Source organism: Arthrobacter russicus (genome assembly GCF_031454135.1).
GTDB classification, from domain to species: domain Bacteria; phylum Actinomycetota; class Actinomycetes; order Actinomycetales; family Micrococcaceae; genus Renibacterium; species Renibacterium russicum.
The window spans coordinates 3,349,375-3,364,444 of sequence record NZ_JAVDQF010000001.1; the positions used below are offsets into that span (position 1 = coordinate 3,349,375).

Annotated in this window: 13 protein-coding genes; 9 read left to right on the forward strand and 4 right to left on the reverse strand. The window is 65.6% G+C overall.

The genetic code is table 11. The features are described 5' to 3' along the window. Nucleotides 1-74 precede the first annotated feature (74 nt). From JOE69_RS15710 to JOE69_RS15725, 4 genes are read left to right on the forward strand one after another with little or no spacing between them, the layout of a single operon-like run. On the forward strand, nt 75-1,361 hold the full coding sequence (locus JOE69_RS15710) for a type III PLP-dependent enzyme domain-containing protein (protein WP_309800284.1): 1,287 nt from the start codon (nt 75-77) through the stop codon (nt 1,359-1,361). Between the two features lie 7 nt (nt 1,362-1,368). Further along, nucleotides 1,369-3,054: an N-acyl-D-amino-acid deacylase family protein gene (locus tag JOE69_RS15715; RefSeq protein WP_309800286.1), complete on the forward strand. Its 1,686-nt coding sequence runs from the start codon at nt 1,369-1,371 to the stop codon at nt 3,052-3,054. Between the two features lie 49 nt (nt 3,055-3,103). Continuing rightward, nucleotides 3,104-3,763: a bifunctional 4-hydroxy-2-oxoglutarate aldolase/2-dehydro-3-deoxy-phosphogluconate aldolase gene (locus JOE69_RS15720; protein WP_309800288.1), complete on the forward strand. Its 660-nt coding sequence runs from the start codon at nt 3,104-3,106 to the stop codon at nt 3,761-3,763. Beyond that, nucleotides 3,763-5,154: a GntP family permease gene (locus JOE69_RS15725; RefSeq protein ID WP_309800290.1), complete on the forward strand. Its 1,392-nt coding sequence runs from the start codon at nt 3,763-3,765 to the stop codon at nt 5,152-5,154. Before JOE69_RS15720 ends, JOE69_RS15725 begins: the two co-directional genes overlap by 1 nt. Before the next feature lie 49 nt (nt 5,155-5,203). On the opposite strand, the gene JOE69_RS15730 is transcribed toward JOE69_RS15725, so the two are convergent. The 4 genes from JOE69_RS15730 to JOE69_RS15745 form a co-directional block, all read right to left on the reverse strand. After that, nucleotides 5,204-6,154 (reverse strand): esterase/lipase family protein, encoded by a 951-nt coding sequence (locus JOE69_RS15730; protein WP_309800292.1) that lies wholly within the window; start codon nt 6,152-6,154, stop codon nt 5,204-5,206. A gap of 143 nt (nt 6,155-6,297) precedes the next feature. Continuing rightward, nucleotides 6,298-7,182, reverse strand: a complete 885-nt coding sequence (locus JOE69_RS15735; RefSeq protein ID WP_309800295.1) for an esterase/lipase family protein — start codon at nt 7,180-7,182, stop codon at nt 6,298-6,300. Nucleotides 7,183-7,410: 228 nt separating this feature from the next. Then, entirely contained in the window at nt 7,411-8,118 is a 708-nt protein-coding gene (locus JOE69_RS15740) for a response regulator (protein ID WP_309800297.1), read from the reverse strand. After that, on the reverse strand, nt 8,115-9,716 hold the full coding sequence (locus JOE69_RS15745; protein ID WP_309800299.1) for an ATP-binding protein: 1,602 nt from the start codon (nt 9,714-9,716) through the stop codon (nt 8,115-8,117). The genes JOE69_RS15740 and JOE69_RS15745 overlap by 4 nt, the downstream gene beginning before the upstream one ends. A 194-nt stretch (nt 9,717-9,910) precedes the next feature. On the opposite strand from JOE69_RS15745, the gene JOE69_RS15750 reads away from it, so the two are divergent. The 5 genes from JOE69_RS15750 (at nt 9,911) to JOE69_RS15770 (ending at nt 15,050) form a co-directional block, all read left to right on the forward strand. Then, nucleotides 9,911-11,281, forward strand: a complete 1,371-nt coding sequence (locus tag JOE69_RS15750; protein ID WP_309800301.1) for a cation:dicarboxylate symporter family transporter — start codon at nt 9,911-9,913, stop codon at nt 11,279-11,281. Nucleotides 11,282-11,591: 310 nt separating this feature from the next. Continuing rightward, the gene (locus tag JOE69_RS15755) at nt 11,592-12,407 is read left to right on the forward strand and encodes a ParA family protein (protein ID WP_425545991.1); all 816 of its coding nucleotides are present in this window, start codon (nt 11,592-11,594) and stop codon (nt 12,405-12,407) included. Further along, nucleotides 12,391-13,311 (forward strand): segregation and condensation protein A, encoded by a 921-nt coding sequence (locus JOE69_RS15760; protein ID WP_374709720.1) that lies wholly within the window; start codon nt 12,391-12,393, stop codon nt 13,309-13,311. The genes JOE69_RS15755 and JOE69_RS15760 overlap by 17 nt, the downstream gene beginning before the upstream one ends. Next, nucleotides 13,298-13,987: an SMC-Scp complex subunit ScpB gene (gene scpB, locus JOE69_RS15765; RefSeq protein WP_374709721.1), complete on the forward strand. Its 690-nt coding sequence runs from the start codon at nt 13,298-13,300 to the stop codon at nt 13,985-13,987. The genes JOE69_RS15760 and scpB overlap by 14 nt, the downstream gene beginning before the upstream one ends. 25 nt (nt 13,988-14,012) lie before the next feature. After that, nucleotides 14,013-15,050 carry a pseudouridine synthase gene (locus JOE69_RS15770; protein WP_296361233.1) on the forward strand — a complete coding sequence of 346 codons (1,038 nt, stop codon included), beginning with the start codon at nt 14,013-14,015 and terminating at the stop codon, nt 15,048-15,050. Nucleotides 15,051-15,070: the final 20 nt, after the last annotated feature.

The following is a 15,070-nucleotide window of genomic DNA, read 5'->3' on the forward strand; positions in this document are numbered from 1 at the left end:
TCTGAGTCATGTTAGACATGGCTCACAATTTTTTGCAACATGCGTTGCAGATTACGCAACATCGAAGGAATCATATGAGTTTCCCTGCCCCCGACCCCATCGGACGACTGTCGGAACAACCGTTGGATTGGCGGTTCAAGGCGGCGCCGGTGGCTGCCCAGGGGTTGACCGTCCGGGAGTTCCTGGCAACCGGGCCGCGGCTGGCCGATCTGCAAACCCCCTTGCTGAGTTTGGACGGGCAGGCGCTCACGGCGAATCTGGAACGGATGGCGCAGTGGTGCCAGAGCCAGGGGGTAAGCCTCGCGCCGCACGGCAAAACCACGATGGCCCCGCAACTGTGGCAGCGTCAGCTGGAGCGCGGTGCCTGGGGGATCACGCTGGCGAACCTGGCCCAAATGCGGGTGGCTTCGGAATTCGGCATGCCCACGATCATGCTGGCGAACGCGCTGGTCGATCGGGAAGCCATCCGTTGGACTGCGGCGGCGGTGGCGGCCGGCACCCGGATCGTGTCCTGGGTGGATGATCTGCAGACCGTGCAACGGATCGATGCGGTGCTGGCCGAGTTGCCGGTGGAAATGGTCCCGAGCGAACTGGAAGTGCTGGTCGAACTCGGCGGGGCCGGCGGCCGGACCGGTGCCCGGGGAATCCAGGCCGCGCTCGAGGTGGCTGCGGCGGTCGCCGATTCGCCGCGACTGCGGCTGGCCGGCGTCGCCGGCTACGAGGGATCACTCGCGCACGATGCCTCGGCCGCCGGTCTGGCTGCGGTGCGCGACTATCTCAGCGAATTCGCCGGGCTGCACGAGGCCCTGCTGGCGCAAGGCTGCTATGCCCCGGGCCGTCGGGTGATCCTCAGCGCCGGCGGCAGCGCCTACTTCGACCTGGTCCTGGAAGCCTGGGGCCAGTACCGTGCCGAAGGCGTCGAAATCCTGCTCCGCAGCGGTGCCTACCTGGTCCACGACGACGGCTTCTACCGAGGTGTTTCGCCGTTCTCCCGGGCCGATCAGGGGCAGCCGTTCGCGGCCGGAATGCACGCCTGGGCCAGGGTGGTTTCGCAACCGGAGCCGGGGTTGGCAATCCTCGACGCCGGAAAACGGGACCTGCCGTTCGATGAAGGGCTGCCCGAACCGCAGGGGATCGCGGTGGAGCTCGGCGCCGGGCTGGCGCCGCTGCCCGGTGCCACGATCACCGCGGTCAACGACCAGCATTGTTATCTCGCCTTCGATCCGGCGTCGACCGAAGTCCGGATCGGCCAGGTGGTCCGGTTGGGCCTTTCGCATCCCTGCACGGCCTTCGACAAGTGGACCCTGATCCCGGTGCTCGACGGCGACCGGGTGGTCGACCTCGTGCGCACGTTCTTCTAGGCCTCCGGTGACTGTCCACGCCGGGCCGCCGGCCGGCCGGGTACTGTTCCGCCGGGCCACCGTGATCGACGGGACCGGTGCGCCGCGCCGGCTCGCCGACGTGCTGGTGTCGGGCGGAGTCATCCGGAGCATCGAACAGCCCGGTTCGCTGCGCGCCGCGCAGACCATCGAGGCCGACGGCCTGGTGCTCGCCCCGGGTTTCATCGACATGCATGCGCATTCGGATCTGCATCTGCTGACCGAACCCGGGCACCTCGCCAAGCTGAGCCAGGGCGTCACCACCGAGCTGCTCGGCCAGGACGGCTTGTCCTACGCACCGGTGGACGACGCCACGCTGGCCGGCATCCGGCAGAAGATCGCCGGATGGAACGGGGATCCGGAAGGGTTCGATTTCAATTGGCGCAGCGTGGCCGGATACCTGGACCGGTTGGATGGTTCCGGAATCGCCGGCAATGCCGCCTACTTGGTGCCGCAGGGCAGCGTACGGGCGCTGGTGATGGGTTTCACGGAAGGCCGGCCCAGCGGTGGCCAGCTGGTACAGATGTGCCGCCTGGTCCGGGAAGCGATGCAACAGGGCGCACTCGGCATGTCGTCCGGGCTGACCTATCCGCCGGGCATGTACGCGGACCAGGCGGAACTCATTGCGCTCTGCCGGGTGGTCGCGGAGCTGGGCGGTTTCTATGCGCCGCACCACCGTTCGTACGGGAAGGGTGCGCTGGCCGCTTATGCGGAGATGATCGGGCTCAGCCAACAAACCGGATGCGCCTTACATTTGGCGCACGCCACGATGAACTTCCCGGAGAACCGGGGCCGCGCCGGCGAGCTCCTGGCACTCATCGACGCGGCGCTCAACGAAGGCGTCGACATCAGCTTGGACAGCTACCCGTACTTGCCGGGGGCGACCACGCTGTCGGCAATCCTGCCCAGCTGGGCGACGGCCGGCGGGGTGCCGGAGATCCTGGCCAGATTGGCGGATCCGGAATCCCGCGCGCGGATCCGCGAGGCGGTTGAAATCCACGGCTCGGACGGTTGCCACGGAGTCGTCGCGGATTGGCACAGCATCGAGATCAGCGGGGTGCAGAATCCGGAACTGGACCCGATGGTCGGCAAAACCATCGCCGAACTGGCCGAACGCACCGGCGCCGAGCCCTTCGACGTGTTCGTCGGAATCCTGCAACAGGACCGGCTGGGCACCGGCATCCTGCAGCACGTCGGCGACGAAGCGAATGTGCGGCTGATCATGCAGCACCGGGCGCATACCGGTGGCAGCGACGGGATCCTGACCGGGCGCAAACCGCACCCGCGGGCCTGGGGGACCTTTCCGCGCTACCTCGGCCATTACAGCCGGGATCTGGCCTTGCTGGGCCTGGAAGAAATGGTGCACCACCTGACCGGACGACCCGCTGCCCGGCTCAAATTGGCCGAGCGGGGGCTGGTCAAAGCCGGCTACGCCGCCGACCTGGTGCTTTTCGACCCGCTGACCGTCGCGGACCGGGCCAGCTTCGCCGAGCCGCGCCGCGCCGCGATCGGAATCCACTCGGTGTACGTCAACGGGCAGGCCGCGATTTCCGAAGGGCTGCCGACCGGGGTCCGCGCCGGTCGGGCGTTGCGCCGGCAGGCCGATGGCCGGGCCGCGGCGAAAACCCAAAGCCGGCGACGCCACAATGACCAATCCCAAAACCGCCGACCCTGAACCGCCGGCGCTGCACCGCCGCAACGCCCCTACTATCGAAGGACCCGCCATGCCTGCTGAAAACTTCCGGCAACTTTTGCGCCAGGACCGCGCCGTCGCTGTGGTCCGGGCCGATGCCGTGCCGGACCCGGCTGAGCTTTGCCGGGCGCTCGTCCGCGGCGGCATCCGCGCCGTCGAACTGACCTTCACGATCCCCGGGGTCCTCGGCCTGATCGAAACCGCGGCTGGGAGCGCCGCGCAGCACGGCGCTACCGTCGGCGTGGGCACGGTGCTCGACGGCGAACAGGCCCGGGCGGCGATCGATTCCGGGGCCCAATTCCTGGTCACCCCCGGGCTGCGCCCCGAGGTCGCGGAGGTCGCGGTCCGGGCCAGCGTGCCATTCGCCTTGGGTGCATTGACCCCGAGCGAAGTCGGCCAGGCCCTCGACCTGGGTTCGACCGTGGTCAAGATCTTCCCGGCCCGGGCCATGGGGCCGGGCTACCTGAAGGATCTGCTGGGCCCGTTCCCCGGAGTGAAACTCCTGCCGTCCGGTGGAATCGACGCCGGGAATGCCGCGGACTACCTGCGTTCCGGGGCTTTCGCCGTGGCTTGCGGCACCTCGGTGGTGCCGCCGGCCGCCGTCGCTGCCGGCGATTGGGCCGCAATCACGGACCGGGCCGGCGGATTCGTCGCAGCGTTGCCGGCCGGACCGGCCGGGGACCCGCGCTGATGGCCGGTTTCATCGCCTGGCTGCAGCACGATACCGCAGGCTTGCTGCTGCTGGCCGGTGCCGGCATCGCGCTGTTGCTGTTCCTGATCATCAAGGTCAGGCTGGAACCGTTCATCGCCTTGCTCGGCGTGGGTGTGCTGGTGGCGTTGGCCGGCGGGGTGTCCGTCGAGGCGTTGGTCGGCACCGCGACCAAAAGCGGCGATTCGCTGCTGGAAAAGGGATTCGCCGGAATCCTGGGCCACGTCACGGTGATCATCGGACTGGGCACGGTGCTCGGCGCGGTGCTGGAACGCTCGGGCGGCGCCGAGGTGCTGTTGGGCAGGCTGGTCCGGATTTTCGGCGAAAAGGGCACTCCGTTGGCGATGGGCGTCACCGGCTTCGTGCTCGGAATCCCGGTGTTCTTCGACATCGGCATTTTCGTCCTCGCGCCGCTGGTCTACATCGCGGCGATCCGCGGCGGGCTCTCCTTGCTGCGCTATGCCCTACCGATGCTCGCCGGGTTGTCGGTCACGCACGCGTTCCTGCCGCCGCATCCGGGCCCAGTGGCTGCCGCGGGCTTGTTCCAGGTGGAACTCGGTTGGGTGATCCTGATGGGCCTGGCCTGCGGAATTCCCGCCTGGTTCGCTTCCGGCATCCTCTGGGGCGGCTGGATCGGCAAACGCATCATGGTCCGGGTGCCCGAAGACCGGGTGGTCGGCAGCGAACGCGCGGAGGACGGCAAACCGCCGTCGATCTGGGTCGTGCTCCTGGTCATCGGATTGCCGATGCTGTTGATTCTGGGCGGCACTTTCGGCAATGTGCTGTTGCCGTCCGGCGGCGTCCGGACAGTCTTGCAGTTTTTCGGCACCCCGGCCATCGCGCTGACCGTCGCGGTATTGCTGGCCATGTGGTTGCTGGGTCTCCGGCGCGGGATGTCCGGCAAAGAACTCTCCGAACTGAGCGCTGCGTCGTTGCGCCCGGTGGGCATGATCTTGCTGGTCGTCGGGGCCGGGGCATTCTTCGGCGCAGTGCTTTCGGCGACCGGCGTAGGCCAGGCGGTGGCCGGATCATTGGCCCAGCTGGGCCTGCCGTTGATCGTCTCCGCCTTCGTGATCTCCTCCGGGCTGCGGATCGCCCAGGGCTCGGCCACCGTGGCGATCGTGACCACTGGCGGGATTCTGGCGCCGGCGATCCTGGCCGGTGGATTCTCGCAGCCGCAACTGGCGTTGATCGTGATTTCGATCGCCTCGGGGTCGATCATCGCCAGCCACGTCAACGACGCCGGTTTTTGGATCATCGCGAAGTACTTCAACCTCACGGTCAAAGAGACCCTGGCCAGTTGGACGGTATTGGAAACCGTGCTTTCCCTGGTGGGGTTCGGCATGGCCCTGCTGCTGTACCAGTTTTTCTGAGCCGCCCGCTGCGGGGCCGCAGCTCCTCTGAACTGCTGCCCCCAGCCGGTCAGATGCTCGGCGCGCGGACGGTGCAGGGCGCGATGTCCAGGATGCCGTTGCGGAATTGCGGGTTGAGTGCTTTCTGGACGAAATAGATCGCCCGCGGGCTGTTGACGATGTTCAAATGGTCGGAGGCATCGACCTCGCAGCCGTTCTGCAGCGTGATGTTGTTCACCGTGGCACCCGGACCGGCCTCCAGGAAGCCGGATTCGTAGGGCGTGACCACTTGATCGTACTTGGTCACGATCACGGTGTAGTTCACTCCGGGCAGGGTATCGCCCCCGGCATTGAGCTGGTTCAGGAAATCCGAGCCGGCGGTTTGCTGCTCCGCGGCTTTGCCGGCGATCGCCTGGGTGACGCCGAACCGGCTCAACTGCCCGATGAGCTTGCTCGTGCCGAACCCGGTGGTGCCGTGGCTGGAGGGGGCGATGCCGACCAAGTTCTGCACTTTGGCCGCGCCGCCTTCGGCTTTGAGGTACTGCCGGGGCATCATGCCGCCTTGCGAATGGCCGACGATATCGACTTTGCCGGCGCCGGTGGCAGCCAAGACCTTGTCCACGAACCCGCCGAGTTCTTTCGCCGAGGCGGCAATGTCTCCGGTGCCATTCACCCCCGGAGGGATCGCGGCGACGCTGTCCCGGTTTTTCCCATAGTCCAAAGAGAAGACGCAATAACCGGTGCGCTGCAGCACTGGAGCGAGGTTGGACCAGTCGGCATATTGGTTTTCGAAGGTGCCGTGGACCAGGACCACGGGGCGCGGGTTCTGCTCGCTGGGCTTGCAGGACCAGTTGTTAGATCCAGTGGGTTGGACGCCCGGATTCAGCTGTGAATAGGCATAGGTGGCCAGGAAATCATCGGATTGCGGCCCGATTCCGGATGCTTGGGCAGGCATCCCGGTGGCCCACACCAAGGCAGCGCTGGCGGTGAATACCGCAAGCGTGGACGCTACTTTTTTCATCGGAATCAGCTTCTCTCGTCGTTGAGCTTTCTGGATCTATGGAAGAACAGGGGAAATCAGGGAATGGCTGGACGGCCGGGTTCCGGCACCGCAAATAGCACGGTCCCGGAACCCGGCCGGATCAGATCGCCAGTGGGATCGGGTCAGACGCCCGGCAGGCGCGGAGTGCAGGGTGCCACGTCCAGGATTCCGTTCCGGTAGTTCGGGTCCAGGGCTTTCTGCACGTAGTAGATGACCCTGGGGCTATTGACCATGCTCAGATGGTCGGAGCGGTCGATGCTGCAGCCATTCTGCAGGGTGATGTTGTTGACCGTGGCGCCCGGGCCGGCCTTCAGGAAGCCGGATTCGTACGGGGTGACTATTTGGTCGTATTTGGTCACGATCACGGTGTAGTTGATGCCGGGCAGGGTATCGCCGCCGGCATTGAGCGTGCGGACGAACTCGGAGTCCGCAGTCCATTGGCTGATCGCCTGGCCTGCGACCGCCTGGGTGACGCCGAACCGGTTCAGCTGACGTACCAGGGTGTCAAATCCCTGGAAAGTCGAGCCGTTGTTCGTGGGCGCGATGCCGATCATGTTCTGCACTTTCTTGGCACCGCCTTCGAACTTCATGTACTGCCGGGGCATCGTGCCGCCTTGCGAGTGTCCGACGACGTCGACCTTGCTGGTTCCGGTGGCAGCGAGCACCTTGTCGACGAAAGCCCCGAATTCCCGCGCGGAATCCCGAATGTCGCCGGTGCCGTTGACCCCCGGAGGAATCGAGGCCAAGCTCTTGTCGTCATTGCCATAGTCCAGGGAGAAGACGCAGTATCCGGTGCGCTGGAGCACTGGGGCCAGCTTGGACCAATCGGCATACTGGTTTTCGAAGGTGCCATGGGCCAGGACCACCGGTCGGGGCTTATCGGCACTGGGTTTGCAAGACCAGTTATTGGAACCGGTGGGCTGGACGCCCGGATTCAACTGCGAATAGGCGAAAGCTGCCATTGTGTTGTCGGTTTCCGGGCCGGTGCTGGCCGCCTGGGCGGACAAACCGGTTCCCAAGATCAAAGCAGTGCTAGCAGTGAGGACCCCAAGGATTGAAAGAAATCTCTTCATGTGCACGCGAATTTCTCAATTCTGCTCTAGTGGGAAAAGAGGAAAAAATATCAAGTTATTGCTTCAGAATAGATTCATTGAGCGCTCCGGTCCACTACGAAAAATTCAATGAAAGAACTGTGAACTTGGCGGAACCGACAGGATTTTCCGCCCGGAGCGGAGTCAAATCCAGGAATACTCGTTTTCCGGCCGCCCCGGGGTGCCGTAACGCGGCGTCCGACGGGCCGAACCCCGCTCGGCCAAATACTCCAGATAGCGCCGGGCAGTCACCCGGGAGATGCCCAAAGCTGCGGTGACTTCCTGTGCGGAGACCGAACCCGGGGCGTTCTGCAGCAGACCGACGACGGCGGCGAGGGTTTCCGGGGCCAGGCCTTTCGGCAGCGCCAGTGCGGCGGGCGCCGGTGCGCGCAGGCTGGCGAGTGCCTGATCCACCTCGTGCTGGCCGACTTCGGGCCGTCGGGCGGCATCCGGGCGGCCGGCTGCGGCGGCCAATTGTTCCCGGAACGTCCGGTAGTTGCCGAGCTTCTCGGCAAACGAGGCGAAGCTGAAGGGCTTGATCAGATACTGCACGATGCCGGCCGCGATCGCCCCGCGGACCACCTCCAGATCGCGCACCGCGGTGATCGCCACGATGTCCACCGGCCGGCCAGCGCTGCGCAGCCTGCGGGCGACATCCAGACCGTGCAGATCCGGCAGATTCATATCCAGCAGCAGGACGTCGACCAGTTCCGGATGCTCCGCGACGAAGCGCAAGGCGGCCTGCCCGTCATGCACGGTTCCGGTCAGCTCGAAACCCTCCAGCCGTTGCACGTACAGGGCATGCGCCTCCGCCATGATCGGCTCGTCGTCGACGACCAGGACCCGGATCACGCCGGGCCTGCCGGTGCGGTCCGGGGCACGGTCACGGTGAACTCGGCGTCGGGGGAGATCTGCAAACTGCCGCCCAGCTGCAGCACCGACTGCTGCACCAGGGCCAATCCGATGCCCCGACCGGTGGCATCGGCCGCCTTGGTGCTGAAGCCGCGCTCCAAGATCGTCGCCGGCTCGGCTCCGCCGAGGCCGGGCCCGCTGTCGCTGACCCGCAGCCGCAGAGCGGACTCGTCGTGCGCGACGGCCAGTGCCACCCAACGCGGCGGGGTACCGGAGCGGGCCGCATCCATCGCATTGTCGAGCAGGTTGCCGACGATCGTGACCACATCGTGGGCGCTGAGCAGCTCGAAGCCCGCAGCACTGTCCCCGGTGTCTCCCTCGACGCGCAATTCGATGCCGAGTTCCGCTGCCTGGGCGATTTTGCCCATCACCAGCGCGGCGAGCACCGGTTCACGGTCGGCGTCGACGACTTCGTCGACCAGCTGCTGGCTGAGCCTGAGGTCTTCGGTGGCGAAGGCCAGGGCCTGTTCGGTGCGGCCCAACTCCAGCAGCGACACGACGGTGTGCAGCCGGTTCGCGTGTTCATGGGTCTGGGCGCGCAGCGCATCGCTGAGCGTTCGGGTGGAACTGAGCTCATCGCCCATTCGCCGGAGTTCGGTGTGGTCCTGCAGCGTCGACACCGTGCCGTACGACGTTTTGGCTCCCGGCATGCTGGCCGGCTCCTGGCTGACCACCAGGAGCCGGTCTTCGATCACGTGGATCTCGTCACGGACGGAGCGGCCGCTGAGCAGCAGTTCCTTGAGCGAATCGCGAACCGGCAAGGCCTCCAGCGGAAGCCGTGGCACGCCGTCGGCCGGGCGCGGGATGCCGAGCAGATCGGCGGCCTGATCGTTGTACATCACCAGTTCGCCCTTGCGGTCCACCAGCAGCAGGCCGTCGCGGACCGAATGCAGCACCGATTCGTAATAGGAAAACAGCTGGCCCATCCGCTCCGGTCCCCAGCCCAAAGTGACCCGTTTCAAATACCGGCCCAGTAACCACGAGGTCAGTGTGCCCACGGCCAGCAGGCCGGCGCCCAAGAGCAGGATGAACGGGATCCGGCCGCTGGAGGCAATGTCCAGAGCGGAAACCGTCACGCCCACGGAAACCATCGCCTGGACCGCCCCGGCGCGGTCCAGGACCGGCACGATGGTGCGCAGCGAAGGCCCCAAGGTGCCGGCGATGGTCTCGGTGTAGCGGTGTCCGGAAAGCGCCTGGTCCACCGAGCCGATGTACGGCAGGCCGATTTTCTCCGGGTTCGGATGCGTCCACCGGGTCCGGTCCGGAGCCATGATCGTGATGAAGTCGACTTTGGTTTCCTGGATCACGGCCTCGGCGTAGGGTTGCAGCAAGGCGGTGGGGTCGGGGCTCGCCGCGGCTTCGAGCAGCAAGGGCGAATCCGCCAGGGTGGCTGCGATCGAGCTGGTGCGTTCGGTGGCCTGGCTGTAGGCGCGGTCGCTGGCGTCGAAGTAGGCCGCGGTCACCACCCCGGCGGTCAGCAGCAAAATGAACAGGAACTGGCCCAGGAACAGGCGGCGGGCGATGCTCCAGTCCCGCATGCCACCCCTCCTCTTCGTGGTCCGGATGCCGGCTTCCGGCAACTGCGGAACCGGCACCTCGGCGACAGCCCGGCAGTGAAACCGCGTCATGAACAATATGACCGCAACAGTGACCCCAGTCACAATCCCGGGCAGTCTGGATCCTGGAAAACGCTGGGGGGCGATCGCCGTCCAAGGATATCGGAGGAATCAACATGAGCTCTCAACGTGGAGAAGCAACTGTGCCGGGGGAGAAGCGCAAGCGCCGGCTCGACAAGACCCATTGGCTCTACATCGCGGTGATCGCCGCGGTGGTGCTGGGCGTCGTCGTCGGCCTGCTCGCCCAGGCAACCGCGCCGCCCGGGCAGGAGACCAAGAACTTCGCCACCTCGCTCAAGCCTTTGGGCGACATCTTCGTAGACTTGATCAAGATGCTGATCGCACCGGTGATCTTCTGCACCATCGTCACCGGGATCGGCTCGATCGCCAAAGCCGCCACGATCGGCAAGGTCGGCGGCCTGGCGTTGGCCTACTTCCTGGTGATGTCCACGTTCGCGCTCGCGATCGGTTTGGTGGTGGGAAACTTCCTGCACCCCGGCGAGGGACTGAAGCTCCAGGCCTACAAGCCCTCGGGCAGCGGGGGCACCGGCAATGCGCTCTTCGACTTCCTGATCGACATCATCCCGCCCGGAATCCCGGTGCTTCCGACGCTTTTCGTGGCGATCCTGGTCGGCTTCGCGGTGCAGCGAATGGGCAAAGCCGGCGAGCCGATCCTCCGCGCGGTCAAAACCGCCCAGGCTCTGGTCTTCCGGATCCTGATGATGGTCATGTGGATCGCGCCGATCGGCGCTTTCGGCGCGATCGCCGCAGTCGTCGGAGCCACCGGGTTCGAGGCGGTGAAGTCGATGCTGGTCCTGATGCTCGGGTTCTACGCCACCTGCATCGCTTTCATCGTGCTGGTGCTCGGCACCGTGCTCTATGCCGTCGCCCGGGTCAATATCTTCAAGCTCATGAAGTACCTGGGCCGGGAGTACCTGTTGATCTTCTCCACCTCGTCGTCCGAGGCGGCGCTGCCCCGGTTGATCGCCAAGATGGAGCACCTCGGGGTTTCCCGCCCGGTGGTCGGGGTCACGGTGCCCACCGGCTATTCGTTCAACCTGGATGGCACCGCGATCTACCTGACCATGGCGTCGCTCTTCGTGGCGAATGCCATGGGCGTGCAGATGGGCGTCGGCGAGCAGGTTTCGCTGCTGGTCTTCATGATCATCGCCTCGAAGGGGGCTGCCGGTGTGACCGGTGCCGGTCTAGCGACCCTGGCCGCCGGCCTGCAGGCGCACCGTCCGGAGCTGCTCAACGGCGTCGGCGTAATCGTGGGCATCGACCGTTTCATGTCCGAGGCCCGCGCGTTGACCAACTTCACCGGAAACGCCGTCGCGACGGTGCTGATGGGCACCTGGGTCAAGGAAATCGACCGGGCCAAAGTGGACCGGGTGCTTTCCGGATCCGAGCCTTTCGACGAGGCCAGCATGAATGCCGACAACCACGCAGCGGCCGCCGAACCGCAGGAGGCTTTGGCTCGGGTCTGATCGCTGGGCTAACTGCCCATGATCCCGCGCGAGTGCACATTTGGTGCGGATGTTTTCGGAAAACACCCGTACCAAATGTGCACTCGCGCGGGGTTTTGGGGTGTTGATCGAGTCGGAAGATTCAGGTTAAGGCTGAAGGTTGAGGCTTGAAAATGCTCCTGCGGCAATTGCCTTGCCTGCCGTTCGCCGAGCGGTAACGTTGTGGCTAAGCATTGCAAGAGTGCCACAACGAGGAAAGTGTGAACAGGTGAGCAGCGAAACCTTGGACGGAACGGATCTGGAAACCGTGCTCGGCCCCACCGGCCGGCCGATGACGGAATTCCCCGAGCCTCCGGTGCTGACCTCGCACGGCCCCGCCCGGGTGATCGCGATGGTCAACCAGAAGGGCGGCGTGGGCAAAACGACGTCGACCATCAACCTGGGCGCCGCGCTCGCCGAGCTCGGCCGCCGGGTGCTGCTGGTCGACTTCGACCCGCAGGGTGCGCTTTCCGCCGGTCTGGGCACGAACCCGCATGAACTGGACCTGACCGTCTACAACGTTTTGATGGACCGCAAGGTGCACGTCAAAGACGCGATCCGGCAGACCGAAACCGAAAACCTCGACTTGCTGCCGGCCAATATCGACCTGTCCGCGGCCGAAGTCCAGCTGGTCAACGAAGTCGCCCGCGAGCAGGTGCTGGACCGGGCGCTGCGCAAGGTCGAAGACGAATACGACGTGATCCTGATCGACTGCCAGCCCTCTTTGGGTCTGCTCACCGTGAACGCGCTCACCGCCGCGCACGGCGTGATCATCCCGTCGATCTGCGAGTTCTTCGCCCTGCGCGCAGTGGCGCTGCTGGTGGAAACCATCGAGAAGGTCCAGGACCGGATCAATCCCCGGTTGCAGATCGACGGCGTGCTGGCCACGATGTACGACGCGCGGACCCTGCACAGCCGGGAAGTGATTTCCCGCCTGGTGGAAGCCTTCGGGGACAAAGTCTTCGAGACCGTGATCAAGCGGACCATCAAGTTCGCCGACGCCACGGTCGCGGCCGAGCCGATCACCTCGTACGCCGGAAACCACCAGGGCGCGGAGGCTTACCGCCGCCTGGCCAAAGAGCTGGTGGCCCGTGGCGGAGCTCCCTGAGATTGCTGCGGTCGAAACCGAGCCGGCCGGGTCGGCCGACGCCGGATCGGCCGGCCAGGCCCGCTTCGAAGTCCGGCTGGACAACTTCACCGGACCGTTCGACCTGCTGCTGGGGCTGATCGGCAAGCACGAGCTGGACATCACCGAGGTGGCCTTGGCCACGGTGACCGATGAGTTCATCTCCTACATCCGGGCAATGCAGCGCCAGGACGGGCCCGACGGCGGCAAGACCGCATTGTCCAGCGGGGCCTTGGACGAGGCCAGCGAATTCCTGGTGATCGCGGCCACTCTGCTGGACCTCAAAGCGGCGCGATTGCTGCCGCAGGGCGAGGTCGAGGATGAAGAAGACATCGCCTTGCTCGAAGCCCGGGACCTGTTGTTCGCCCGGCTTCTGCAGTACAAGGCGTTCAAACAGGTGGCATCGCTGCTCGGCGGCACCTTGGCGCAGGAAGGCCGGCGCTTCCCGCGTCAGGTCAGCTTGGAAGCGCCGTTCGCCGCACTGCTGCCGGAATTGGTCTGGAAGCACACTCCGGAACAGTTCGCCGCGCTGGCCGCGAAAGCGCTCACCCCGCGGGAAGCCTTGCCGACCGAAGTGGGCTTGGCCCATCTGCATGCCCCGCCGGTGAGCGTGAAGGAGCAGGCGGAAATCATCGGAGCACGGCTCAAAGCCGGCAAACCGTTGTCCTTCCGCGCGCTGATCAACGATGCTGACGGCACTCTGGTGGTGGTTGCCCGTTTCCTGGCGCTCTTGGAGATGTTCCGCGACGCCGTGATCGCCTTCGAGCAGGCCAGCCCGCTGGGCGAACTGACTATCCGCTGGACCGGGGCGCAGCAGGACTGGACGGCGGAGAATCTGAGCGAAGAATACGAAGATATGGAGCCGGTGCCGGATGAGCCACGCTGAAATCGAATCTGAAGCCGAAGCCGGGGCCGGCTCGCCGAAGCCGGAGCCCGAAATGTTCGACGTCGACGCGGTGCCGGGCGGCTTGCCGGCGGCGCTCGAAGCGGTGCTCATGGTGGTCGACGAACCAGTCGACGAGGTGACTCTGGCCAGTGCGGTGGGCCGGCCGGTCGCCGAGGTCGCCCGGGCCTTGGCCGATCTGGTGCTGGAATACAACGGGTATACTGGTACCGATCCGGACGCTGCGTTGCAGGCCGAAACCCCCGCCAAGCAACCGAGGGGATTCGAATTGCGCAATGTGGCCGGTGGCTGGCGGTTTTACTCGCGCAGCGACTTCGCGCCTCTGGTGCAGCGGTTCGTCCTGGAAGGCCAGACGGCGCGGCTGACCCAGGCGGCACTGGAGACGCTCGCGGTGATCGCCTACCGGCAGCCGGTATCGCGGGCCAGGATTTCCGCGATCCGGGGGGTCAATGTCGACTCGGTGGTCAGGACGCTGACCCAACGCGGACTGATCACCGAAATGGAGACGGATCCGGAGACCGGAGCCATCCTCTACGGGACCACTGGCTATTTCCTGGAACGGTTGGGACTGGGCAGCGTTGAAGAGCTGCCGAAGATCGCACCGCACCTGCCAGGGCTGGAAAACCTGGAAGATTTTGACGAAACAAACCACAGCTGAGAAGTTGCGAGATTAAGGACGAACCATGACACCGACCCCCAGATCCGGCGGACAAGGCCGAGGCGGCAACGAGGGAGGGCGTCCCAAGCGGCCGCAATCCGGAGGCAAGCCCGGCGGAGCCGGCAGCAAATCGTTCGGCGAACGCGCCGCCAAGCGGGCCAGTGGAGCCGGCAAAGCCGGAACCCGGCACACCGGCGGCAAAGCCGCTGCCCCGAAAAAGGGTGCGCCGAAGTCCCGGCCGTTCGGCAAGGAACGGTTCGGCCAGAACCTCGGCCCGGTGAAGAATCCGCCGTCGCGCAACCGCGCCAACGACGGCCAGGACATGCACGATCCGGACGGCGTGCGGCTGCAGAAGGTGATGGCCTCGGCCGGCGTCGCATCGCGCCGGGTCTGCGAAGAGATGATCGAAGACGGCCGGGTGGAAGTCGACGGCCGGATCGTCACCGAACTGGGCCTGCGGGTCAATGTCGAAACCGCGATCATCGCGGTCGACGGGATTCGGCTGCAACTCAAAGAGAACATGCTCTACCTGGTCTTCAACAAGCCCAAAGGCGTGGTCTCCACAATGGACGACCCGGAAGGCCGCCGCAATATCAGCGACTTCCTGAAAAACAAATACGCCCATGAGCGGCTGTTCCACGTGGGCCGGCTGGACCAGGCCACGGAAGGCCTGCTGCTGTTGACCAACGACGGCGAGTTGGCGAACCGATTGACCCATCCGAGCTACCAGGTGCCCAAAACCTACTTGGTGCAGACCAAGGGCCCGATGGAGTCCGGGATCAGCAACCAGATGAAAAAGGGCGTCGAGCTCGAAGACGGGGTCACCAAAGTCGATGCTTTCAAGCTGGTCGACTCCACTCCGGGCCATGTGCTGGTCGAGGTGGTACTGCACTCCGGCAAGAACCGGATCGTGCGCCGCTTGTTCGACGCGGTGGGCTACCCCGTGGAGCGTTTGGTCCGCTTGCAGGTCGGGCCGATCCGCTTGGGCGATCAGAAGCAGGGCAGCATCCGCGTCCTCGGCCAGCAGGAAGTGGGTCATCTGCTCGCTTCCGTCGGGCTCTGACCTGTTCCCTATCGCGAGGA